Source organism: Bacillus aerolatus (assembly GCF_009183655.1).
In the GTDB taxonomy this organism is placed as follows: domain Bacteria; phylum Bacillota; class Bacilli; order Bacillales; family Domibacillaceae; genus Pseudobacillus; species Pseudobacillus aerolatus.
Map to the genome: position 1 here is coordinate 82,732 of NZ_WEIO01000005.1, position 23,101 is coordinate 105,832.

General features: G+C 41.0%; 21 protein-coding genes and 3 pseudogenes. 8 read left to right on the plus strand and 16 right to left on the minus strand.

Translation table 11 applies throughout. The features are described from left to right. The first annotated feature begins 74 nt into the window (after positions 1-74). Positions 75-1,217 carry a CAP domain-containing protein gene (locus F9802_RS10085; RefSeq protein WP_152151527.1) on the plus strand — a complete coding sequence of 381 codons (1,143 nt, stop codon included), beginning with the start codon at positions 75-77 and terminating at the stop codon, positions 1,215-1,217. Positions 1,218-1,521: 304 nt separating this feature from the next. Here F9802_RS10085 and F9802_RS10090 read toward each other — a convergent pair whose 3' ends face one another. Next, positions 1,522-2,451: an RpnC/YadD family protein gene (locus F9802_RS10090; RefSeq protein ID WP_152151529.1), complete on the minus strand. Its 930-nt coding sequence runs from the start codon at positions 2,449-2,451 to the stop codon at positions 1,522-1,524. Positions 2,452-2,664: 213 nt separating this feature from the next. On the opposite strand from F9802_RS10090, the gene F9802_RS10095 reads away from it, so the two are divergent. After that, a complete protein-coding gene (locus tag F9802_RS10095; protein WP_152151531.1) occupies positions 2,665-3,150 on the plus strand; it encodes a DUF2243 domain-containing protein in 486 nt (161 codons plus the stop codon). A 29-nt stretch (positions 3,151-3,179) separates the two neighbouring features. Then, positions 3,180-3,971 (plus strand): cytochrome c oxidase assembly protein, encoded by a 792-nt coding sequence (locus F9802_RS10100; RefSeq protein ID WP_404799163.1) that lies wholly within the window; start codon positions 3,180-3,182, stop codon positions 3,969-3,971. Between the two features lie 140 nt (positions 3,972-4,111). Here the strand turns inward: F9802_RS10100 and fliD are convergent, their stop codons facing one another. Beyond that, positions 4,112-6,217, minus strand: a complete 2,106-nt coding sequence (gene fliD, locus F9802_RS10105) for a flagellar filament capping protein FliD (protein ID WP_152151535.1) — start codon at positions 6,215-6,217, stop codon at positions 4,112-4,114. A 404-nt stretch (positions 6,218-6,621) separates the two neighbouring features. Here fliD and F9802_RS10110 point away from each other — a divergent pair, with 404 nt between their 5' ends. The 3 genes from F9802_RS10110 (at position 6,622) to F9802_RS10120 (ending at position 11,233) form a co-directional block, all read left to right on the plus strand. After that, positions 6,622-7,797, plus strand: a complete 1,176-nt coding sequence (locus tag F9802_RS10110) for an LL-diaminopimelate aminotransferase (protein WP_152151537.1) — start codon at positions 6,622-6,624, stop codon at positions 7,795-7,797. Beyond that, positions 7,794-9,476, plus strand: a complete 1,683-nt coding sequence (locus tag F9802_RS10115) for a thiamine pyrophosphate-dependent enzyme (RefSeq protein WP_152151539.1) — start codon at positions 7,794-7,796, stop codon at positions 9,474-9,476. The genes F9802_RS10110 and F9802_RS10115 overlap by 4 nt, the downstream gene beginning before the upstream one ends. A gap of 482 nt (positions 9,477-9,958) precedes the next feature. Beyond that, complete coding sequence (locus tag F9802_RS10120; protein ID WP_191991857.1) at positions 9,959-11,233, plus strand: dicarboxylate/amino acid:cation symporter; 1,275 nt, start codon at positions 9,959-9,961, stop codon at positions 11,231-11,233. A gap of 108 nt (positions 11,234-11,341) precedes the next feature. Here the strand turns inward: F9802_RS10120 and F9802_RS10125 are convergent, their stop codons facing one another. The 3 genes from F9802_RS10125 to F9802_RS10135 form a co-directional block, all read right to left on the minus strand. After that, positions 11,342-12,103, minus strand: a complete 762-nt coding sequence (locus F9802_RS10125; protein ID WP_152151541.1) for an IclR family transcriptional regulator — start codon at positions 12,101-12,103, stop codon at positions 11,342-11,344. 403 nt (positions 12,104-12,506) lie between these two features. Further along, entirely contained in the window at positions 12,507-12,707 is a 201-nt protein-coding gene (locus tag F9802_RS10130) for a YjfB family protein (RefSeq protein WP_152151544.1), read from the minus strand. 21 nt (positions 12,708-12,728) lie between these two features. Then, the gene (locus F9802_RS10135; RefSeq protein WP_152151546.1) at positions 12,729-12,968 is read right to left on the minus strand and encodes a hypothetical protein; all 240 of its coding nucleotides are present in this window, start codon (positions 12,966-12,968) and stop codon (positions 12,729-12,731) included. 510 nt (positions 12,969-13,478) lie between these two features. Between F9802_RS10135 and F9802_RS10140 the strand changes: the two genes are divergently transcribed. Together F9802_RS10140 and F9802_RS10145 are read left to right on the plus strand one after the other, a co-directional pair. Next, positions 13,479-13,757 (plus strand): hypothetical protein, encoded by a 279-nt coding sequence (locus tag F9802_RS10140; protein WP_152151548.1) that lies wholly within the window; start codon positions 13,479-13,481, stop codon positions 13,755-13,757. Then, positions 13,739-14,692 carry a reverse transcriptase family protein gene (locus tag F9802_RS10145; RefSeq protein ID WP_152151550.1) on the plus strand — a complete coding sequence of 318 codons (954 nt, stop codon included), beginning with the start codon at positions 13,739-13,741 and terminating at the stop codon, positions 14,690-14,692. Before F9802_RS10140 ends, F9802_RS10145 begins: the two co-directional genes overlap by 19 nt. A gap of 236 nt (positions 14,693-14,928) precedes the next feature. On the opposite strand, the gene F9802_RS10150 is transcribed toward F9802_RS10145, so the two are convergent. From F9802_RS10150 to flgL, 11 genes and pseudogenes are all read right to left on the minus strand, one after another. Then, a complete protein-coding gene (locus F9802_RS10150; protein ID WP_152151552.1) occupies positions 14,929-16,536 on the minus strand; it encodes a hypothetical protein in 1,608 nt (535 codons plus the stop codon). Positions 16,537-16,849: 313 nt separating this feature from the next. Beyond that, positions 16,850-17,050: a YjfB family protein gene (locus F9802_RS10155; RefSeq protein ID WP_152151553.1), complete on the minus strand. Its 201-nt coding sequence runs from the start codon at positions 17,048-17,050 to the stop codon at positions 16,850-16,852. A gap of 22 nt (positions 17,051-17,072) precedes the next feature. Further along, entirely contained in the window at positions 17,073-17,312 is a 240-nt protein-coding gene (locus F9802_RS10160; protein ID WP_152151555.1) for a hypothetical protein, read from the minus strand. A 61-nt stretch (positions 17,313-17,373) separates the two neighbouring features. Then, the gene (locus tag F9802_RS10165) at positions 17,374-17,937 is read right to left on the minus strand and encodes a hypothetical protein (protein ID WP_152151557.1); all 564 of its coding nucleotides are present in this window, start codon (positions 17,935-17,937) and stop codon (positions 17,374-17,376) included. Between the two features lie 477 nt (positions 17,938-18,414). Further along, positions 18,415-18,753, minus strand: a pseudogene (locus F9802_RS20135) (flagellin); the annotation flags it as partial. 1,275 nt (positions 18,754-20,028) lie between these two features. Then, a pseudogene (locus tag F9802_RS19645) lies at positions 20,029-20,172 on the minus strand (flagellin N-terminal helical domain-containing protein); the annotation flags it as partial. Positions 20,173-20,459: 287 nt separating this feature from the next. Beyond that, a pseudogene (locus F9802_RS10175) lies at positions 20,460-20,666 on the minus strand (flagellin N-terminal helical domain-containing protein); the annotation flags it as partial. Positions 20,667-20,873: 207 nt separating this feature from the next. After that, positions 20,874-21,101, minus strand: coding sequence for a carbon storage regulator CsrA (gene csrA, locus F9802_RS10180; RefSeq protein WP_152151561.1), 228 nt, complete (start codon positions 21,099-21,101; stop codon positions 20,874-20,876). Between the two features lie 7 nt (positions 21,102-21,108). Continuing rightward, positions 21,109-21,549, minus strand: coding sequence for a flagellar assembly protein FliW (gene fliW, locus F9802_RS10185; RefSeq protein WP_152151564.1), 441 nt, complete (start codon positions 21,547-21,549; stop codon positions 21,109-21,111). A 19-nt stretch (positions 21,550-21,568) separates the two neighbouring features. Continuing rightward, the gene (locus F9802_RS10190; protein WP_152151566.1) at positions 21,569-22,159 is read right to left on the minus strand and encodes a DUF6470 family protein; all 591 of its coding nucleotides are present in this window, start codon (positions 22,157-22,159) and stop codon (positions 21,569-21,571) included. 52 nt (positions 22,160-22,211) lie between these two features. Next, the gene (gene flgL, locus F9802_RS10195) at positions 22,212-23,093 is read right to left on the minus strand and encodes a flagellar hook-associated protein FlgL (protein WP_152151568.1); all 882 of its coding nucleotides are present in this window, start codon (positions 23,091-23,093) and stop codon (positions 22,212-22,214) included. Positions 23,094-23,101: the final 8 nt, after the last annotated feature.

Sequence of the window (23,101 nt, forward strand, 5' to 3'; positions counted from 1 at the left end):
TAGAGAGAGTAGATGGTGAGACTTTAGGTACAACCCTTGCATTCATATGAGCAATGTTCAGAAAGGAAGGTGGAATGTTGAGGAGCTTATTTCATACTTTAATAACTTTATTCATTTTATTCGTCTCGTGGCCTTTTATCGAAAAACAAATAGAAAAAACGGATGTTTCCCCCGCATTAGAGAAAATCAAATCGGATATATATGCTTTTAAGGAAAATCCCGAAGTTTCAGCAGTGTTTGATAGTCTTTCGGGAAGCTTTTATCAGCTAGTAGGCAAGCTGGATGAGACGGCCTCCCTGTCGCAAAACCAGGAACAAACGGGGACCAAGCACGTTGAAAAACCGAATTTAGAAAGGCCAATGGAACAAGCTTTCTCGATCCATAATATTGAACTGATGGATAGTAAAGAAAAGGTGGAACAACTTCTCGGCCCCTCCAAACGCTCCTCTTATAATGAATACGGAACCGAGTGGCATGCTTATCATAAAGACTATCAAAACTTTTTGATGGTCGCCTATGATGAAAACAATAAAGTGGCGGGCCTTTATACAAACCAAGATTTAATCGCTTCAGTAAGCGGGATAAAACTCGGAAGCCCAAAAGACACGGTTCTTCAGAAATTAGGGACACCCTTAAGCCAGATACGCAAAGGGTTGGTCTATATTCAGCTTCAAGAAGATCAAGACTATGACGTATTCATGCTTGATGGCAGCTATGTAACGGTGTTTTATGACAAACACAAAAACAATACAGTTACTGCCATCCAACTCATTAACGAAGAGCTGGAACAGAAAAAGAACGATTTTTACACAAAGGCCAGTGAACCGTTAAAAGAAGGCTTTGAGTATCAATTGTTTGATTTAACAAACGCCGACCGCGTCAATCATCATCTCCCTGTTCTAAAATGGGATAACAAAGTGAAAGAAACCGCAAGAAAACATAGTATGGATATGGCTGAACAAAGTTACTTTTCCCATACAAATCTTAAAGGGCAGTCTCCATTCGATCGGATGAAAGAAGATGAAATTTTCTTCACAACAGCCGGAGAAAATTTGGCATACGGACAATTCAGCAGCATCTTTGCACACGAAGGCCTCATGAATTCCCTCGGACACCGAGAAAACATCCTCCGTCCGGAATATCGCTTTTTAGGTGTAGGAGTAGCTTTTAATGAGGAATCACAACCTTACTATACAGAAAATTTCTTTACGAAATAGTTTACTGGGCTGAATGAACAATTCAGCCCATTTGTTGTGGGAAATGTGAATTCACTCTTGTTGTTGCTTTCAAACGGAAAATAGTTCATGAACCCATATTTTTTCCTATTCAAATTGATTATTTTCAATCAACATCAAGAGACCCCAGCAAAACTAGAATCTTCTTTGTGTAAGTTAAAATTAACGAAAAAGTGGAGGAAACCCTGGTGGTTGTTGATTCACTTGCTTTACCGTTGTTTCTTGCGAATACAGAATCAACCGTGTTGACCTGATTCGATAATTCGAGTGGCGACAGGCCCATTTCTTACGTTTGCAGTTTTCGAATCTCATCTTCAGATAGCTCGGTCAACTTCGCAATCAGCTCTATGGAAAACCCTTCTTTCAACATACTCTTTGCGATTTTCCGTTGACCTTCTTCTCTCTCCAACTTGACCAACTCCCCAAATGTAGGCGGCAAGTTGTTTCGATCTAAATACATCATTTCCATCTCCTCCTGCGAGAGAATAATTTCATTTCGAAGCTTTTTAGACAGTTCTATTGGAATTTGTAGTAAGTAGTCAATGAAGTAAATTAATGTAGACAAATAGATGCGTCGTTCTTCTTGGGGATAAGCGTTTCTTTGTAAAATTAATTGGATTAACTGGCATTTGAAGCGATAGCGTTTCTCGGCGTCCTTTTTGGCCTCATTGGCAAATTTGCCCGCCAATACAGCGATAGCGAATGGATTATTTGATTCCATAAGCTCTTGTTCATCGTAATCAGTAAACTTGAACATATTATATTCATACGTTAATGCGGTGCCGTGAGACGAGCGATGATACATGTGAGGACGAAACTGTTTGGAAGCATCCGTTAACAGCGCAACTGCTACAATGTCCCGGTCGTACTTATCAAAGATCCGATAATAATAACGAAACATTCTTTTTGAAAAACTTGGATCAGGGTTCCCCTGCACTTCAATGTGAATCAAAATCCACCTTTCCTCGCCGCTTTTTAAAAACACCTTCACGATTTGATCGGCTACTTGCTTGCCTTTCTTTTCTTGAATGATCTCTTGAAAAAGCTCCTGCTGCAAAAATTCAGGTTCTTTTACAAATTCAATCTCTTCGTACAAGTCAGGCGCAAAAAACAACACAAACTCTTCAAACAGCTCGCGGATCAATTTCTTCCAGAGACCATCATAGTCGACCGCACCGTATTCGCGCGGCTTCTCTAGCACCAAGCTATTTATCACTAATATATCACACCCTCCATTCATATTATACATCCATAATAACACAAAAAAGAAACATGCGTTCGTAATTAACACTCGACAATTTTCGAGCAGTGACAGCACTTTGCCGAGCCGGTATATTACCTCATAATCAAGGATAGACTGGGAGACAGAACATTGGGAAATTATAGGCGTTGAAGAGAATGCCCATATACAAGAAGGGAGGATACTGCGATGGATGAAGCCGGACTTCTAAAAAATAATAGAAATGATGCCGCTCGCTCTGCTTACTCGGCCCGCAATCTCTGGTCAGGTTTCCTGTTCGGACTTGGACTTATTGCCTTTATAGACGAAACTGTTTTTCATCAACTTCTGCACTGGCATCATTTTTATGATAAATCCACGACTAACATTGGACTAGTCTCAGATGGGTTGTTCCATGCTTTTAGCTGGTTTGCGACGATCGGTTCCTTGTTTATGTTTGCAGATCTCCGCCGCCGAAACGCACTGTGGCTTACAAAATGGTGGGGAGGAGTTTTGCTCGGAGCAGGCACGTTTCAGTTATACGACGGGATCATCCAGCACAAACTCATGCGCCTACACCAAATCCGCTATGTGGAACCCATTCTTCCCTACGATTTAGTATGGAACATAACAGCTGCCGCTATGATTATAGCAGGAGCCGCCCTTATCGTTCGCACACGACGGGAATCACAGTAGAGGGGGCGTAACAATTGAATCACGAATATATCGATCACACCATTGGTCTTTCCTTACAACTTATTTTAGCCGTACTGTTTGTGCTGGCGCTCGTTATATATGCTGGGGCTGGACTTTTATCCAGTACACGAAGTCACTTAAAAAAATGGCCAAAGTACCGTTACGTCCTCTGGATTTTGGGCGTTATTAGTGCTGCTGCAGCGATAGTCGGACCTCTAGCCGCTCGCGCTCATTCCGACTTCACAGCACACATGCTCGGTCATCTGCTGCTTGGAATGCTTGCCCCTCTGCTCCTCGTTCTTGCTGCACCGATGACCCTGCTTTTACGAACGCTTAGCGTAACGAAAGCGCGCCGTCTTTCAAGAATAATGAAGAGCTGGCCAGTACGTACGGTTAGTCATCCCATCACCGCATCTTTTCTTAATATCGGAGGACTGTGGATATTGTATACGACGAGTTTGTACGCGGACATGCAAGAGAATATCCTTTTACATCTAGTCGTGCATATCCACGTATTCTTAGCAGGTTATGTTTTTACAGCATCCATGATTTATATTGACCCCACTCCCCATCGATTAAGTTTTATTTACCGGGCCATCGCATTAGTGCTCGCCTTAGCCGGTCATGCGATCCTATCCAAGTACATCTATGCTTACCCGCCTACTGGTGTACCTACAGCACAAGCAGAAATGGGCGGCATGCTCATGTACTACGGCGGAGATGCCATTGATCTTACTCTTATCTCTATCCTGTGCTTTCAATGGTTCAGAGCAACCCGGCCTCGAACACCATTATCCATGAGCCGGTCCATGCACTCTTAAACATTGAAAAAGAGAACAAAGCAGGAGCGTTAACTTCGGGAAGCGGCAGCACCAAGACTATCTTTTTTCAAAAAGAAAAAGAGCAACCGCCATGGTTACTCATTTATTGCTCTTCCTATCTTCCCGCCAAGATGCGGCTATTAGCCGCCAAACTGATTCATCAAAAACATCGATTGTTCATTCGAGCGCTGGATCGCCTTTTCCATCGCGGTGAACTGGCGCCAGTAGCGGTCTTCAATCTGCGTGAGCCGATCTTCAAAGCTGTCGATCCGGCTGTCCAAGCCTCTAAGTGTCCGTCCGATCGCAAATTGCTGAAGCGTGGAAAAAGAATTACCCGCTTTTTCTTTCAATTGATCCATCGTACCGGTGACTGTATCGTATAGACGTTGAATGACTCCTTTTTGGCCGGCCGTTGTTCCATCCCCGCGGAAAAAATTCTCGACAGATTCCGGATCTTCTTCAATCGCTTTACGGAGCTTAGACTCACTAATTTCCAGTTTCCCGCCTTCTAAATAGTTGGCAGTAGTCGTGATTCCCAGCTTAGCGAGCTGATTAAACATACCAGATACTTTGTCATTTGCCACAGGCTGCGAAAAGTTCATCCGCATATTCGTTAAGACGCTTGCCAGCAGAGGGTCCCGGCGCAGCAATCCGCTTTTCGCTTTTTCCTCCCATTGTTCTTGCTGCTTATCTGACAGTTGTTCACGCTGCATGTCTGTCAGCGGCGTATAGCTGCGGTATCTGTCTTCACTCGTCTTCTTTTGGATTTTATCGATGAGTTCGTTGTATTTGTTGACGAATTCTTTGATATTCTCAAAGACTTTATTACTGTCATTATTGATCGATATACTAACAGGCGTGTTATCTGTAAATGTTTGTTTTAACGTAAATGATACGCCGTTCATCTCAAATGTATTAGAATTTCGTTCAGTTGACAGGCCGTTTATCGTAAAAACAGCATTTTCTCCGCCTGTTTCGGTAGAGTTCGAAAATTTTAATAAATCATTGATGAAACTTCCAGTCGTCTGAATTTCACTATCCGTTGCATCATCATACGTACCAGGCGATGTTGGAGAAGAGTCACCGCCTCTAAAGTTTCCTGTTTCCGTGCGTGTCAAGGAAATCCGGTCAGAGAACGTATCATAAAACATAGAAATCCCCGCGTTCGCACTGTTCACTTTATTAATCACTTGATTCATTGATTCAGATGCTTCAATGAGAAACTTTTCTTTTACCTCTCCCTTTGAGGTATGGGAAGTAATATTGAAAGCGGCATAATCCTGTTTATATGTTACCTCTACGACGGTGTCTTTCGCCTGCTCATTGTCGAAAATCACTTTTCCCATATCTAAGTTGATTTTGCCTATAATTTCTCCTGATCCTTCGGCTGCCAGCTGTGTATACCCTTCACCGTCGGCTGAACCGCTTAGTTTGTAGGTCGTCGTTGTACCTCCCTTCGTCACCTTTAAAGAGAAATCAGTGTCTGTAAGGCCTGCTTTAGAAAGCTGCATTTCCTTAGTTGCCTCAGTAAATGTCTTTGTCTCTACCTTTTGGTCAATTATATAATCCACTTTAATAACAGCATCTTTCTTAGGAGCTGTCTTAAATGTCAGCTTGCCATCCTGGCTTAAAAATACTTCATCATCAACAAGTACTTTATTAGGATCAGTCGTAATATTAAAAGCTTTTCCATCTACTTTTACAGTCATATCACCCGACTTGTCCGTAAGAATCTTTTCTCCTGTTTTCAAACCGATTTCAACTGTCGCATCGGTGCCATTAGCCGTTAGAGTAGCTCTTCCAACGACACCTTTTTCCCACGTAAAACTGCCGCCAGCTCCAAATTTAGTTTGCTGGCTGCGAAGGCTTTGAGAAGCATCCACCTTATCAGTAGAGCTTCCGGAAATGGAACCGGCATTGATTCTCGTTGCTGCACTCGCTAGCTGCTCTACCTTACTGATCGAATAAGAAGCTTGCGAAGCTGCACTGCTCGCCGTTGCTGTTACCCTTTCCTCATTTGTAGATGACGTCGTTCTTGCACGGTATCTAGTCGTCAGTTTCATCTGTGTCAATTCTGACCGGAAATCTAACAGCAGCGTATTCATAGATCGATAATCATCGCGCTGCCACTCTAATGTTTGTTTCTTTTGCTTGAGCTTATCAAGTGGCATCCGCTCCGCTTTCATTAAGTCACTTACGAGCGAATCGATATCCATCCCGCTCGCCAATCCGCCAATTCGAACCATTTACACCCAACTCCTATATTTTTTAGTCGACCAGCAGCTCAAATAATCTGCTTTGGTGACTGATCCGCTATATGTAACTATCTCTTCCGATTATCTTTTCCAATATTTATATCGGTTGATTCAGAGGGAGTTTAATAATAACTATGAAACAATTAAAAAAAGCCGTTTGATTTTATAAAAATAAAAAGCAGACAGAGACGATGATCTGTCTGGGGTTTGAGCTTTATTTTATTGTTTACAGAATCCATATACAACTAGAAAGAGCAGATAATTTTTTAACAAATTTCATTTATTGATTGAAAATTTCAAAAATAAGTTTTATAATTTCAATATACAAAACATCATTTCTAATAATGAAACGATATTTATTTGTCAAACGATCATTTTTTAAGGAAGGAGAAGTTATGTTATTTACGTCTAATAAAATACAAAATTTAGCTCCTTATTTTTTTTCTTCTATTAATAAAAAGAAAAAGGAATTAATCGCTCAAGGGATCGATGTGATTGATTTAGGAATTGGCGCACCCGACCTGCCGACTCCCTCGTTTGTTATTGAAAAGTTGAAAGAGGAATTAGATAATCCTAAAAATGGAACATATTCTCCCTACTCTGGGCTTCAGGAATATCGGGAAGCTGTTGCCTCCTTTTATTTAAAGGAGTACGGGGTAACTCTCGATCCAGACACAGAAGTGTTAGCATTAATTGGTTCGAAAGAAGGCATTGCTAATATCATTCCAGCTGTAGTAAATCCCGGAGAGTCTATATTAGTACCTGACCCTGGCTATCCTGTATACCGGACGTCCGCTTATTTATCTGATGTAAACGTTATCAATCTATCGCTTAAGCCTGAAAATCAATATGCTCCAGACTTCACGGAAGTGGATAAAAACGATATCGAGCGCTCGAAACTACTATTTCTAAACTATCCAGGAAACCCTACTTCCGCTACGGTCGATTTGAGCGCATTTGAACATGCTGTTTCCTTTTGTAAAGAAAATCAAATCGGCATCGTTCACGATGCTGCCTACTCTTTAGTCACATATGAAGGCTATAAAGCACCTAGCATCTTAGAAGTTCCAGACGCTAAAGATATAGCCGTTGAAATGGGCTCTCTTTCCAAAAGTTATAATATGACTGGATGGAGAATTGGTTATGCCGTTGGCAACAAAGAAATGATTAAAGCACTTGCTACTTTGAAAAGCAATATTGATACGAGCCAATTTATGGCGATTCAAAAAGCAGCTTGTGCCGCCTTAACTAGTGACCATGCCACTGTGAAAGAAAACAATAATATTTATTATGAGCGAATGAAAAAAATGGTCAGTGCTCTAAATAGTATAGGTATTGATGTTGAACTTCCTAAAGGATCGTTTTTCATATGGGCTCCTGTTCCAAAAGGATACTCCTCAGCCGCCTTTGCCGAACAAGTATTAACTGAAGCAGGAGTAATCATAACACCTGGCCATGCATTCGGCCCTTCTGGAGAAGGATTTTTCAGAATATCTATGTCGGTCTCTACCGATCGATTAGACGAAGCGATTAAAAGAATCGCAAATTTGAAAACGGGGGTAACACAATGATTAACAATCAATGTATTAAAGTTGAAAAGTTATCGGGCGGCCAAGGTGTGGTCGCCTGCTTAAAACAAGAAGGTGTCTCCAAAGTATTTTGTGTGCCTGGAGAAAGTTATTTGCCTGTCATGGATGCCATTTATGACGAACCTTCTATTGAACTTATTTCTTGCCGTCATGAGGGCGGCGCTTCGTTTATGGCGGAGGGTTACGCTAAATCTACTGGCGAGCCTGGTGTAGTCATGGCGACAAGAGCGGTTGGCGGAGCGAATTTAGCTATCGGTGTTCATACTGCCTATCAAGATTCTACTCCTATGGTTGTTTTTCTAGGTCAAGTACATACAGCTTTTCGGGGGCGTGAAGGCTTTCAAGAAGTTGAATTAGATCAATTTTTTGGCCACATATCTAAGTGGACCGTTGAAATAAAAGATACTGAAAGAGTTCCTGAACTAGTCAGCCGGGCCTTTAAAGTCGCAAAATCTGGACGACCTGGTCCAGTTGTTGTCTCTTTACCGGAGGATATGTTAAGAGCTGTTGCCGAAATGACGTTTATTCCCACACCTGAACGGCCAAAACCAGCTCCTTCCGTCTCTGAAATTGAGCAAGTACGTTCTTTATTAAATCAGGCAAAAAAACCGATCATTATCGCTGGAGGCGGAGTTGTACGAGCGAATGCCGAGAAGGAATTGGCGGCTTTCGCCCAATCATTCGGCATACCGGTTATGGCTTCCTTCAGGCGTCATGATGTGTTTCCAAATGACCATGACTTATACGTCGGACATTTAGGTTTAGGTACGCCGCTGCCTATATTAGAAACAGCCAAACAAGCGGATGTTATTTTAACTGTGGGGTCAAGACTTTCGGAAATTACTTCCCAAGATTATTCATTATTTAATAACAATCAAAAGTTAATCCACATCGATGTGAATGAAGATATCATTGGGAAAGTATTCATTCCTGCTGTAGGAATTTTATCCGACGCCAAAGAAGCCCTCTCTGCCTTCTCAAAGATGGATGTAACGATTGGAGCAGAAGCAGCTAAATGGGCCTATGAACGCCGCGGGCTTTTTGAAAAGCATTCCGAATTAAAGCCGGCTGCCCAAACCGGAGAGGCGATCTCTTACCAACAAACGATTCAACTATTACAAAGCGAGCTTCCGCAAGAAACAATCTTTACTAACGATGCCGGAAACTTCGCTACTTGGTTCCATAACTATTTCGTTTTCACTAAAGAAAAAACATATATTGGCCCTACCTCAGGAGCGATGGGATATGGAATTCCAGCAGCCATTGGAGCCAAAGCCGCCAATCCAGCATCTCCTGTTGTATCCTTGTCAGGTGATGGCGGTGCGATGATGACGATTCAAGAGCTAGAAACAGCCGTCCGATATGAACTTCCGGTTATTTGCATTGTCTACAACAATCAAATGTACGGAACGATTCGCATGCACCAAGAAATCCATTATCCTGAAAAAGTAGTAGGAACAGATCTTGGAAAGGTGAATTTTGCACTTCTTGCGCATTCAATGGGCGCTTCAGGTGAATTGATCGAAACAGCGGACCAATTCAAACAAGCCTTGCAAAAAGCGTTAAATAGCAAACTTCCTACCCTTCTCGAACTAAGAATGAATCCAGAACAAATTTCTGTTTCAAAAACCATTGCAGAATTAAGACAATCTAACAAGTAAGTCATGCTCAAAGAGGCTGTCCCATAAGTGCCTGGCTCCTCCTTTATATGTCCGTATATAGTAGAAGATCGAAGACTTCATACTATATATTACGCTGGAGGTGCCTGGCACTTTGCTTTTGAGACAGTCTCTTTGATTCCCACAAAATGTGTTTCACTTTTTGTGGAAACAAATAATATTAGGAATTATCAAAAAATATTGCAGTATCATAGAGACTGTGGTAAATTTATCATGACAAATAAAGAAATGACGTTTCGTATAATGAAATTTGTATTGTATTGATCTTGTATACAAATATAGAATAAGATTATTTTTAAAGTAAGAGCTCTTATTTGTAAGCGTATACATCAAAACATCATGAATCCATAAAAATCCTTATTAATGGAAAGGCAGCTCGTTTCTGTCCAACTCCAATACAAAGGATCACACTATGGACAAGAATACACTAATATCTTCATTCAAGATACATTAGGGGGGATTTAATGCTTCAGCTATGGAGTTGGTATAAAGAGAAATCATTTATTTTAAAAATCACGACTGGCTTTATTCTCGGTGTCATTGTAGGGTTACTATTCGGTCCGGCGGCCGGTGTGTTGGAACCTTTCGGGACGCTTTTCCTTAAGCTTCTTAAAATGATTGTCGTGCCGCTGATTTTGTTAACTTTAATCGTATCCGTCAACAATTCTAACCCGAAAGAGCTGGGCAGGATCGGCGGAAAGATCTTCCCCTATTATTTGATCACAACAGCTATTGCAGTAATGTTGGGTATCTGGATTGCGAAATTGGTTAAGCCAGGGGTAGGGTTAACTATGCCAGGAAGTGCCGATTTTGAAGTTCCCGATGCTCCGTCAGCGTTAGATGTTTTACTTAACATCGTACCGACAAATATTTTTCAGTCGCTCGCTAATGGTGATATATTGAGCATCGTATTTCTAGCGCTTGTCGTTGGCTTTTCCATTTCATTCATGCGGCATTCCAAAGATGACGGAATGAAAGATAAAGGAGAGTTATTATTAAACTTTTCAGAAGCCGGCAGTGAAGTAACTTTCCGAATTTTAAGCGGCATTCTTCAATATGCTCCGATTGGCGTGTTAGGCATTACGGCTACTTCAATTGGAAATCAAGGGTTTGAAACACTGCTATCTTTAGGAAAATACGTCGCCGCTTCCTATCTCGGTGTCGGTATTCAAATGTTTATTGTTTTCCCACTGATTTTGTTGTTGTTTAAAGTGCCTGTCCTGCGATTTTTCAAAAATATTCGCGAAGCTATGATCACCGCTTTCGTCACGTGCAGCAGCCTTGGTACTCTTCCTGTTACTCTCAAAGCGGCCCAAAAAGCCAAGATTAGCGACCGGGTAGCAAACTTTACCTTGCCTGTTGGCGCAACGGTTAACATGAACGGCTCAGCCATTCATTTTGGTGTAGGCGTTGTATTTGCCGCAGATATAGTCGGCTACGATTTAAGCCTCGGAGTGATCATTGGCATCATTTTAACAGGAACACTCGCTGCCGTTGGAACAGCTGGCGTACCTGGTGCCGGGCTGATCGGCATGTCCATCGTCTTTACTCAGGCTGGCCTGCCAATTGAAATTGTCGGCCTGACTGCCGGAGTGAATGTCATCACTGACATGATCTTTACAACCTGTAACGTTACTGGTGACATCGTGGGAGCAGCCGTTGTTGATAAAAGCGAGGAGAAACACAGCGACTATAATGAACCCGTCGTAGATATTACAGCCAAAACGATGACAAAATAGTCTATCTTAAAGCAATGGCCAGACAGTAGAATTACTGCCTGGCCATTGCTTTTTTCTTTACTCTCGAACCCAATGAATACCACAATATTAAACTTCTCATAAACAAACCTATTCCATGCAGCCGAGTGCTTTTGAAATATTCAATGCGGCTTCCCTAGTTTTCACCTGAATCTCATCTTGAACATGACCATCAATTCTACTAACAGGCCCACTCACGCTCAAAGCCGCAATCACGTTCTTCGAATGATCTCTTATAGGATAAGAAATACCGATTGTTTCCCTCTCCTGCTCCCCAAGACTAATAGAGTAACCTTGAGCCTTAATTTGTTCTATATGTTTATATAAAGCTTCTTCCGACTGAATAAGGCTATCTGCATTGTCCTCTAATTTTATCCGGGAAATGAGACCATTTTGTTGTTCTGCGGGCAAAAAAGCTAATAATAACTTTGGTCCCGACCCTATGTAAACACTAGAACGTTTTCCTACACGAGTATGTAATCGAACCTTTTGATTACTTTCTATTTTTTCAATATAAACCGCTTCATCTCCATCCAATATCACTAGATGAACGTCCTCATTTAATTCTTCACACAACGCCTGCATCCACGGCTTTGCAACAGTTCTAATTTCTAACTGTTCAGCTACAACATTGCCTAACTGTAACAACTTAAGCCCTAAGCGATAGCGGACATCGTGGCCCGTGTTTCTGGATTTCATTAACATTCCACATGCTTCTAATGACGAGAGAAATCGAAAAACAGTCGGTTTAGGCATCCCAGATTTCTCTGTTATCTCACTCAATGTCAATTCAGTTTGACCATCTAAAAAAAAATCTAGCAACTTCAAGGCCTTGACTACGCTCTGATTCATTATTGCCCTCCTCAAACTCAACGTGCTGAAAAGTTGTTTGCGCTTTCATCAGATGTTATTCCTATTATACCACGTATTCGTACCATCGCTCACTGAAGAGAGCTTTGCTGATGATAACAGCTATAGCTATATAAACCTCACTTGATTGCTCTAGACACCCAAACCCTTAAGCTTCTTATCTATACTGTGCCTATCAAAATCTGTTAGGAGCGGATAATAGATAAGAATAGTTTGGATGAGATTTGGCACTTAGCTTTTCTTCATTCGAATTATTTATTCATGACAGCACAAAAAACATATATTCATAATAGAAACTAAACAAGCTTCCAGTGTCGCACAGTTTCTTTTTTTACAAAACAGAAAAAGAGCAACCGCCATGGTTACTCACTTCTTGTTCTTCTTCTTATCCTTTGAGATCGATGCTTCCTCCGAGATGTGGCTGAGCAGCGCGCTGCAGAGCTTGCAAGTCGGCTTGCCCCATCATCTTGTTGAGAAAATCAGCATTCCCTTCTGCTTGATCCATTGCTTTCTTCATAACCGACATAGAAGCCTGTTGCTGGACTTGACCTTGGCTTAATGCTATGGACATTAATGCGATATCCATGAAAACATCACCTTTCTCTTTTTAATGGATAACAGAGTGCAACTTCTTTTCTAGGGAATTCACTTCATTCTTTAACACATTCAACTGACCATTCAATTGCTCAACTTCACTTGCTGAAAGCTCATGTTCTAAAGCATATTCAGCTATCCTTTTCATTTCATGAAGCTTCACGTTCATTTCTTCTAAGATATAATTTTGTTCCTTACACCATTGGAGCTGCTGTTCGAGAAATTCCTTTTGCTCTTGTTGGTCTTTATCCATCTGGTTTCCTCCTCGTTAACAGCTTCTGTATATAATAGTAACAATAGAGATTCTGGAAAATTAGTAAGCATTCTTAAACATTATGCAAATCTATTACTCTTCGATAAAATCTAATAATTTTCGGGTGGTGACAGGAATTAAAACTCATGGGGGTGGATGGTATCTGACACTTACTTTTTATTCCAACCTTCTACGTAACACTCAATATTTGAATCATTCAAACTTTTATGATAACATTATTTCACGATTATAAATGGGAATTTCCTCTGCGCTTAATTTATTTGCCTATTAAGGCGGTATGAATTTGTGTATCCGTGATGGCACATCATACGTGCACGTGTGTTGCCCGTACATCACATCAATGCAGGTACTATTGCTCATTTAGCCTATTATGTTATGAGCAGAGTTTTCTGCTTAATGGTAAGAGCTGTACGATTCATGTCCCAGATCCATCTCCTTTTAAAAATGAGCAGAGGGGCTAAATAGCCTAAATTAAAAGGAGGTTTTCAGATGAATGAAAATCAAGGAAATCGTATGAATCGATTTAAGATAAGGAGAAAAAGACATCGGGGATTTTGTATTGCTTGGGGTGTTCTTAGTTTCATGAGCACACTAACAGTTGTCCCTCCAATCACCTCCTTGCTGTTAAAAGTACTTTTCTATCTCTTCTCCTTTTTAGCTAAGTTATCGCTAAAAATGTGTAATGGGATACAAGTTATAACAGACCTTATCGGCTCTTACCTCAATTATATAAAGCTCTGGAGAAGTTCATGGTTGATTTTAAACTGAGTAAATTATATGGAATAAACAATAAAAAGTATTTATCGGAACTTTTAAAAGTCGAACTGTCTAAATTAAAAGACATTGAAACTCATTTCAGCACTACTCCTTTTTATCAAAAGAACCAAAAGGGAAAACGTCGTCGACTTTATAACCCACATCCTGATTACAAAAAAGTCTTACAGCGCTTAAATATTCACTTAAGCAGGATAGTTGCACCTGATTATGTACTTGGCGGTATTAAGAAACGAAGTTATGTTATGAACGCAAACCTTCACAAGGAAAACGATTATTTCTTATTATTAGATTTAAAAGATTTTTTCCCTTCTACCCGTGATAATCATGTCTATTATTTTTTCAGAAATAAGCTCAAGATGTCTCAAGATATAGCCAAGATCTGTACTTTGCTTACTACAGAACCATCAGAAGATAGAACCTTTAGGCACTTGCCTCAAGGTTACTCTACTAGTCCTTATTTAAGCTTCCTAAGTTATTTTGATATGTACAATGGCATTAAAAATATCTCAGACAATCAAAATATTATTTTTTCTTGTTATTATGATGATTTAACGTTTTCTTCGAAAAAACGCATTTCTTTTAAGTTTAAAGAAACAATTTCTAACATTGTAGCCGATTATCATTTAACAATAAATAAAGATAAAACACGCTTTTACACAAAAAAGAGAAAAGTTATTAAGATCACAGGTGCAATTATTAACAAAGGTCAGCTTTTAAAAGCGCCTAACAGTCTTCAAAAGAAAATGTATATATACTTCAAAGAATTAACGCAGAAAACCCAACAAAGACCCGTAGAAAAAGAGCATATAATTAAATTATGTAATAAAGTAATCGGTTGCTTAACAGCAATACAGCACATAGAACCGAAAAGGGAATTTCCACACATCAGAAAAAAAGTAAAAGAAATTCGTAAAGCTCTAAGATAAAAGGCCGCCTTAACATTGGACAATAATGATACTTGTCCAATATTAAGGCGCACTTGTCTATTTCGATAAACAGAATATAAAAAAGCTGGCTGCTAGATATCCCATTGTCCGCCTTCGAAATCGGCTTCATAGTTTATCAGTCGTTAGCTCAGCGTATGATCTAGCGTAATAACAAAATTTATAGAAATCAGTTCAAAATCAGACTAACTCTGCAACAAACTGATAGTCCATTAGTTTCAAAAAAATGATGGATCCTCAACCGTAATTATTTCTATACCTGCTCTTTTTAAAATCATCTTTAATCGCCCAAACCCTCCCCCTTTAAAATCCTCCGGAAAAACAGCAACAAACTGATATTCTGAAACTGAAGGATAAAGCACCATCTTCCTTTCCGTCTTCTCCGTATAACCCGGGTACAGGCCAGAGCCATATAAGCCAAAGTATTCAACAATATACTTCCGGCCGTTCTGCTCAATGATCCAGTCGGGAATGTACGTTTCATTAACTGCGTCATTGAAAAAGCGCGCTGCTTCCCTCTCTACTTTCGCACCCGGCAGCGATCGAAGAAAAAAGTTATGAAGCACAAGTTCTTCTTTAGAATCACAAATCTGTCCATCTTCTCCTGCAAGCAGTTGAAACTCTTCCGGGGAAAACTTGTATTCTGGAAAACTTTCAATAATCCATTGATAAAATTTGCTGTCATAGTGGCGGTCAGCGACGCTGATAAATCTCGGAAAGTATTTGCGAAAATAAGCTCTGTTGAGGAGCGGCAACCCCTCGCGCAGAACCTTCTGTTTTTCGCAGTAATCCCGCATCGCCTGTACTCTATGTTCTTTCGTATACCAATACTTATTCGGCACACGCTGGAATTCCGTTACTGTAAATCTCCCCGGATACAGAGCTTGGACAATCTCAATGGGCGATCCATGAAAGCGGTCAAGCAAGCCGCCGAGTTTCGCAGCCGCTAGCCTTTTCTTCGTGAGAAACGAGGGAATATCTTTTTCTGCTACACCTTCCGCTTCTAAAAGGTGTTCAATCGCACGTTTAGCATGACTAAGATCCTCCCAATAGCCATTCGGTTTCGCCGGAAAATCTTCGATGGAAAAATGCTCAGGAAACAAGAAGCAAAATAGCTTTGAAACTGAATTGGAGTGATAAGAAAGAACGCCTGACAAACGATACCGAACAAGCAAATCGCGGTTTACCTTTTTGGGAACATCTTCTAAGAAGATATTTTCTTTCTGAAGTATTTCGATAATTTGTTTTTTCAATGTGGCATTATCCTTTCGATAACGTTGAGGAGTTTTCTTGAAGTCAGTTGCCTTGAAGTGGTTGGGATAAATCGCATGTAACAAACGAAAAGGAGAATCCCCATGGCGTTTCAGCGGATTGGAAACCCCCCATTTCAAAAGAAGTTCACAGTTAACGACCGAAGGAATATCAGCAAACGTCAGTCCTTCCTGTTGAAGCCACCATTCAAAACGCTCTTTTATTCGTTCTATGTCTGCCCAATAATTGACCGGCACACGGTGGAAATCAAACTCTTGATACTCACCTAGATAAACAAAATGAATCAACTTGCGGATCGACTTAAATCTGTTCAGTGCACCCCATAACTTGTTTTCCTTAATATGAGTCCGTGTAATTCGAGGAATCTCAGCCCTCGACAAACCAAGCTTTACTTCTAAAACATAACGGATCAGGACAATCACATTCTCATCGTTCTGCCAAGTTCCCGGTGGTAAGGCGTGAATCTGGCCAGCGAGTAAATTATGATAAGACTTTACAACAGAATGTTCGATTAATTCATCGTTTGAGAAATTATAGATACAGGTTTCTTTCATTTTTATCACCCTACTTAATTATAACACAAATTACGAACATTCGTTCCTTGTTTGTGTCATTGTCAACAATAACCTAAAACCATCTCACATTTTAATAGGAATCAAAATATAAGAAAATCCGGTCTCCCTATTAAGGAAAACCGGATTTTTATTAAAATTAACGAAGAAGTTGAAGAACCCCCTCGTGGTTGTTGGTTGGCCTGCTTTGCCGCTGTCTCTTTGGGGGACAAGAATAGACTATCTCTTCATCCGTACATGCTTAATCAAATTATTGAATAAAAATCAGGTGGTGACAGTAATACCAAGCTTCTTGTTATCCTTTTAGATCTATGTACCCGCCTAGATGGGGTTGAGCTGCACGTTGTAGCGCTTGCAAGTTCGTTTCTCCCATCATCTTATTGATGAAGTCAGCATTTCCCTCTGCTTGATCCATCGCTTTCTTCATGACTGACATAGAAGCTTGTCGCTGGACTTGTCCTTGGCTTAATGCGATTGACATTAATGCTATATCCATGAAAAACACCGCCTTTCTATTTCTAATGAACAACAGAACGTAACTGTTTTTCCAGAAAATGAACTTCACGCCTCAATTCGTTCAATTGGCCATTCAACTCGTTAATTTCTGCCGAATTTAGCTCATGTTCGCGAGCGTATTCAGCTATTCTTTTCATTTCATGAAGCTTCACATTCATCTCTTCTAAGATACGATCCTGTTCCTTACACCATTGGAGCTGTTCTTCAAGAAAATTTTTATGACCTTGGTGATCTTTATCCATCTCGTTCCCTCCTGTTAAACAGCTTTTTACAAAGACTATGGGCACCCTATTTCTTTTTTCCCTATTCAAAAGATATTTTGCTATTTATCTTGAAAATAAATTCTTTTAGCCATTTTAAGTAATTATTTGAGAGTTCTAAAATGCCCTCATGACCGCTCCATTCATTGAAGGTAAAATGATAAGATGTAACTACTGAATCTGTATTTCCGTTAAATGAAACATTATGATACTCAGGCTCTGTAAAGGCTAAATGTACAATTTCTTCTCCTTTTTCATTTACAGTGTACATTTCAGCACTTATAGATTCCGCGGGTTTAATTGTAATAACCGATTGAAGATCTGTATTCACCTGCGCTGAAAGCTCTAACAGCTTTCTGTGCACAGTATAATTCCTTTGGTTTACTAGGAATCGGATTATTGAGTTTTTATCAACTAAATCTTCTATCTCTTGCTTTTGCCTTGGCTTCTTTGCCTTATCTTTTACATAAGTAGTAATGCTTCTCGCAGCTGATAGAAACGCACTTAAGTTATAAGTGAATTCTAAGAGATTTCCTTCATTCTCTAGCGTTTGCATTTTTTCAAAAAAGTACTTAGCCTCAGCTAGTTTATGATCGCAATAATCCATATTCCCTTCCTCCTCTTATGGTGATTTAATTCTACTAAAAGTTATACCCTTTATGTATTAAAATAAAAGGCCATGGATAAATTCCATGACCTTTCTCTTTCTATTAACGAAGAAGTTGTAAGACTCCTTGTGGTTGTTGGTTGGCTTGCTTTGCCGCTATGTCTTTCGATCATAGAATAGACTATATCTTCATCCATGTGTTTCATGGAGCTGGGCACTTCGAACAGCTATTGCTGCCCTATGAGATTCATAGTCATAGCTTTCGCCTTAGACCGTACTTCCCTAGTCGTTGAACCTTCTCCAATGTTTCCATACAGGAGCTTGGCTGCTGATTATCCATTGTGTCATCTTCATCATTTTCAGACCTTCACGCCTACCGTTTTCAGTTACGTTGTGGTTGATGAAGCTTTAGGAAGTTCCAGCAATTCACCCAGTCATACTCTAGCTCGTTACCAAGCTAGACGCCCTTCAAATCAATTATCTCAAGAGTTGTAACACTCCTTGAGGCATTTGATTGGATTGAGCCAACATTGCCTGTGCTGCTTGAGAAAGAATTGAGTTCTTCGTTTGAGTCATCATTTCCTTCGCCATGTCAACGTCACGTACACGAGACTCAGCAGCTGTTAAGTTCTCAGCAGATGTTCCTAAGTTGTTAATAGTATGCTCTAAGCGGTTTTGGAACGCACCAAGCTTAGAACGTTCAGCAGATACTGATTCGATAGCATCGTTGATAACATCAATAGCTGCACTAGCTTTATCATGAGAAGATACGTCTAACGCTTTAAATGTACCTGTATTATTAGTACCATTTGTTACATCAGTAGCAGTTGTATAAGATGCTGTTTTTCCAGAATTAGATACTACTGTTGTACCATCCTCACTGGCAACTTTTAGGGCATCTGAAGTTGCACGCATGTCACGAACATCAATTGTCATGCTCTGTCCAGCATTTGCACCAATTTGGAAGTTAGCAGAGAATGTTCCAGTTGCTCCAGCTTTATCAGCAGTAAAGACTACTGGTTCTGTTGCAGATTCCTGACCTACTTCTTGAGTAAGTTCAATAGTTGCACTTGAACCTGCTGCTGCTTCATACTTTCCAGCTAACGTAGCATTACCATCAATAGCTGTTCTTAAGTTTGCAGCAGTTGCGTCAGCATCTGCTCCAATTTGCACATAATTAGCGCCTGTTTGCGTAGCATCATCTGTAAAGATAAACTCTTGTCCATCAATATTGATCACGCTATCAGCAGCTGGTTGTGCTGATAAATCGAAGCTATATACACCTTGTTGTGTTGCGCCAGTTACACTTGTAGTAGGGGCTGTTCCTGTTGCTTCACCTGCTTTTTCAGTGATTGTTAAAGTACCATCATTTCCATCAACTACAGTAAAACGTGCATTTAATCCAGCATCTGCTTCAATTGCAGCTTTTAATGCCGTTGCTTGTTGAGTAGTTGTTGTTGCAGAATCAGTGTCAATATCTAAACCAGAACCCGCATCAAATGTTACTCCACCAAATGAGATTGATTCTCCAGCATTTAGTGCAGTACCTAATGTGAAAGTATATGCTCCAGCTTGTTCAGCAATACCAGCCGTATCCTGTGAAACAGCTGACACAGCACCTGCTCCTACACCGCCACCAACTACAGCTGTTGCGGAAGCAGCATCAGCAAAGCCCGCATTCTCAGTTAAGATAATCTTCGTATTATCTACAGAATCTACAGATGCTGTGTATTTTTCTCCAATTGCACCTGATCCTGTTTGAGCGTTAATGTAGGAAGTTAAGGCTGCAGCCTGTTGTGCAGCAGTAGTAGCTGAATCAGTATCAACATTCCCACCACTTGCAAAAGTAATTGCTGTAAATCCATCGATTGTTAAATCCTTACCAGCAACAAGAGCAGTGCTGATATTAAAAGAATATACACCAGCCTGTTCTGCAATACTAGCTGTGGTTTGAGAAATACTAGATGCTCCAACAGCAGCTTGAGGTCCGCCAGCAGTACCAACTGTAACAGCTTTATCAGTTGTTTGAGTACCACCATTTAATAGCTTCTGAGTATTAAACTCAGTTGTATTACCAATACGATTAATTTCAGATGTTAATTGGTTAATCTCTTTTTGGATTTCACCACGGTCTGTATCTGTATTTGTATCATTAGACGCTTGTGTAGCTAGTTCACGCATGCGTTGTAGAATATCATGTGTTTCATTTAATGCGCCTTCAGCTGTTTGAACCATAGAAATCAAATATGTTATCGCAGTGGCTTTTTATCCGCTGCTTCTTTATGTTTCCATAAAGTTCAGGTCATATCTTCACCCATATTTGGGTGCCCCGCGCTCGTGGGTGGGTTATTGGTACGGTTCCTCACCACCTGACCGTCACACCTTCCTAACTACTAGCTACCGATTCATTAGGCTTGGCTCGGTATTGCCCACCATCCACCTTGAGAGGCTTGGTTTGGGGTTCCACCGAATTCACGGAGTTATCATCTAAGCATTACTGCTTAGAGCGGCATTTCTAGTCTACCGTCTTGAGCGTTACGGGAAGCCATATCTAATCCACGAATTTGTCCACGCATTTTTTCAGAGATGGCAAGACCAGCTGCGTCATCTCCAGCACGGTTAATACGAAGACCTGAAGATAATTTCTCCATTGATTTTCCTTGTGCATTAGAAGCGCTGTTTAATTTGTTATACGTGTTGAGCGCCGCAATGTTGTGATTAATTCTCATTGTAATTTTCCTCCTTGAATGTGCCGTTCACGTCCTTGTGAACTTTTAATTTTTTACGAGTTGTCCAGGTCGGCCGCCCTATCTAACTCGCTACATGGTTAATATCGGAGGGATCGGAATATATTTAATAGTTTTGAGGAATTATTTTTCTTTTTGTGGCGGATTATTGAATGAAAAAAGAGCTCCTTTTGATAGAAGCTCTCCGCTTTATGATTTATTCGCTTTTTCAAGCAGGCTAAAGATGTCTTTCACTTCCGCTAACGCACTTTCATTTTCCTCCTGAATCGCCAAATACACTTCTTTCCGATGTATATCCACATGCTTCGGGGCATTGATGCCGAGTTTGATTTGGTCGCCTTTGACGCTGACGACGGTGATCTCGATGTCATCACCGATTTGGATGGCTTCGCCTGTTTTTCTCGTTAAGACTAACATTGTTCGCTCACTCCTTTTTGGCGCTGGCCGGCATGATGAGGTGGCGGGTTTCGTAGCGGCTGTCGTTAAGGATCGTTTGCTTTGCTTTTTTGTTTTTTATGTTCATAATGATCGGTGCCTGTAGGTTTGCCGTTGTTTCATTAAATGGTTCCCGAACGGTTAAAATCGTATACACAGCCGCTTCTTCTGCTTTTCCCAGTTCAAGTGTCTCAATTGTTGATTCATCTAGCTGAATATCATACTCCGAAAAAAAAGCAAAAGGACTGGCGACGATAAAGCCGAGTGCCGGCGTACTTGTGGACTGAAGGACAAAAAACACATCGTTGTCCGGAAAAGCGAGCAAAGTGAAGCTTTTTTCATCTACAAATCCAGGAATGCCTTGGCTGAATGTCCATACTTCCTCTTCGGTTACTTCCACTTGACCGTGGTATTTTGTTTCGATCATCATCTTTTCCACATTCCTTTACTTAAATTTCCTGCTCGTAGTTAATACCTTTATACTTTAAGTTTTCGAAATCAATTGATAAAGAAGGGGATTGTTTCATCGCAATATTCACTTTGCCTGGCTGATAGTTATGGATCGGCTTTTGCGCCCTTGTGTTGTTAATAACCGGGTTCGTTTTTACGTTAATATTCACTTTACCCGGAACGAAGTCGATCTTAACACTGCCTGCGGAAGGAATCCAGCCAATGTTAAATTCAAGCTCCGGCCCTTCGCTGTTCCTTTTCGCCTGTTCTGGAATCGGATCGCCGCCGTTTTCAATCATCATTAGCTGGTCGCCTTCCTGCGCTCTTCTTTCCAGGCCGCTCAGCCAATCTTCATACCCTTGCTGGGCCGCTTCTTCAATCCGCTTGGAAATATGCTTTAAATCCATATCTTCGCGCGCTTTTGTCTGGTCGATCGTCAGCTGCGCCGGAGTGCGTTCAATTTGCATATCGGCTTTCGGCTGCTGCAGATCGAGTTCAGCTTGCGGCTGTTCAATCGACTGCACTGGCTGCTCGGTCGTCAGTTCAATTTTCGCTTGCTGTGATGTCATTCGTATTTGCGGCACTTGCATAGCCAGTCACCTCACTTTCATAAAATAAAAAAGCTACCCCCGCGGGAATAGCTTATCGTAAAAAGTCCATTAATGTCGGCTGGATAATGCGGGCACCGATGCTCAGGGCGGCACGGTGGACGCTTTCTTGAGTTTTTAATTCTGTGATGACTTTTTCGACATCGATGTCTTCGTTTTCAGACATGATCCGGGTCGCGATGACTTCCTGCATCATCACGCGTTCTTCCATTAGTTCGATCCGGTTTAAACGGGCACCCATGTTGGCGCGTTCATAAGTGATCGCATCTGTATGCCCATCCAATTTTCCAAGGAAATCACCAATTTCAGTATCGGTCTTCTCACCTTTTAATGTCTTTACAAGGTCATTAATATCATCGAACAGCCCTTGTGTAAATGCTTTCGTCGGATCGGCATTCACTTGGATGTAGACGCCTTTGGACAGCTCAAGCTTCACCGGGCTGTTATTCGTTGTGGCGGTCACTGCATCGCCATCCGTCGTGACCGGCGTCTTCAGTGTATCCGTTCCGTTGAATAAATACTTATCGCCAAACTTCGTGTTGGCAATTTGCACGAGGTGCTCTTTCAACTGTTCCACTTCCTGCGCGATAGCTTCCCGCTGGCTGCCTTCATACGTATCGTTGCTTGCCTGCACCGTTAATTCACGGATACGCTGCATCGCACTTGTCGCCTGGTCGAGTGCTGCATCGGAACTTTCTGCCCAGTTGTACGCTTCACTAAAGTTACGCTTATATTGTTCCACTTCCAGCAAGTTCGTCCGGTATGTCATCCCTTTCATCGCAACGACAGGATCGTCGGATGGCCGGTTGATTTTCTTTTGTGTCGTCATCTGGTCCGACAGCTTCCCGAGACGGTCATAGCTATTAGAAAGGTTCGTTAACATATTGTTAGACAGCATCGATTGTGTTACGCGCATTCGTTACC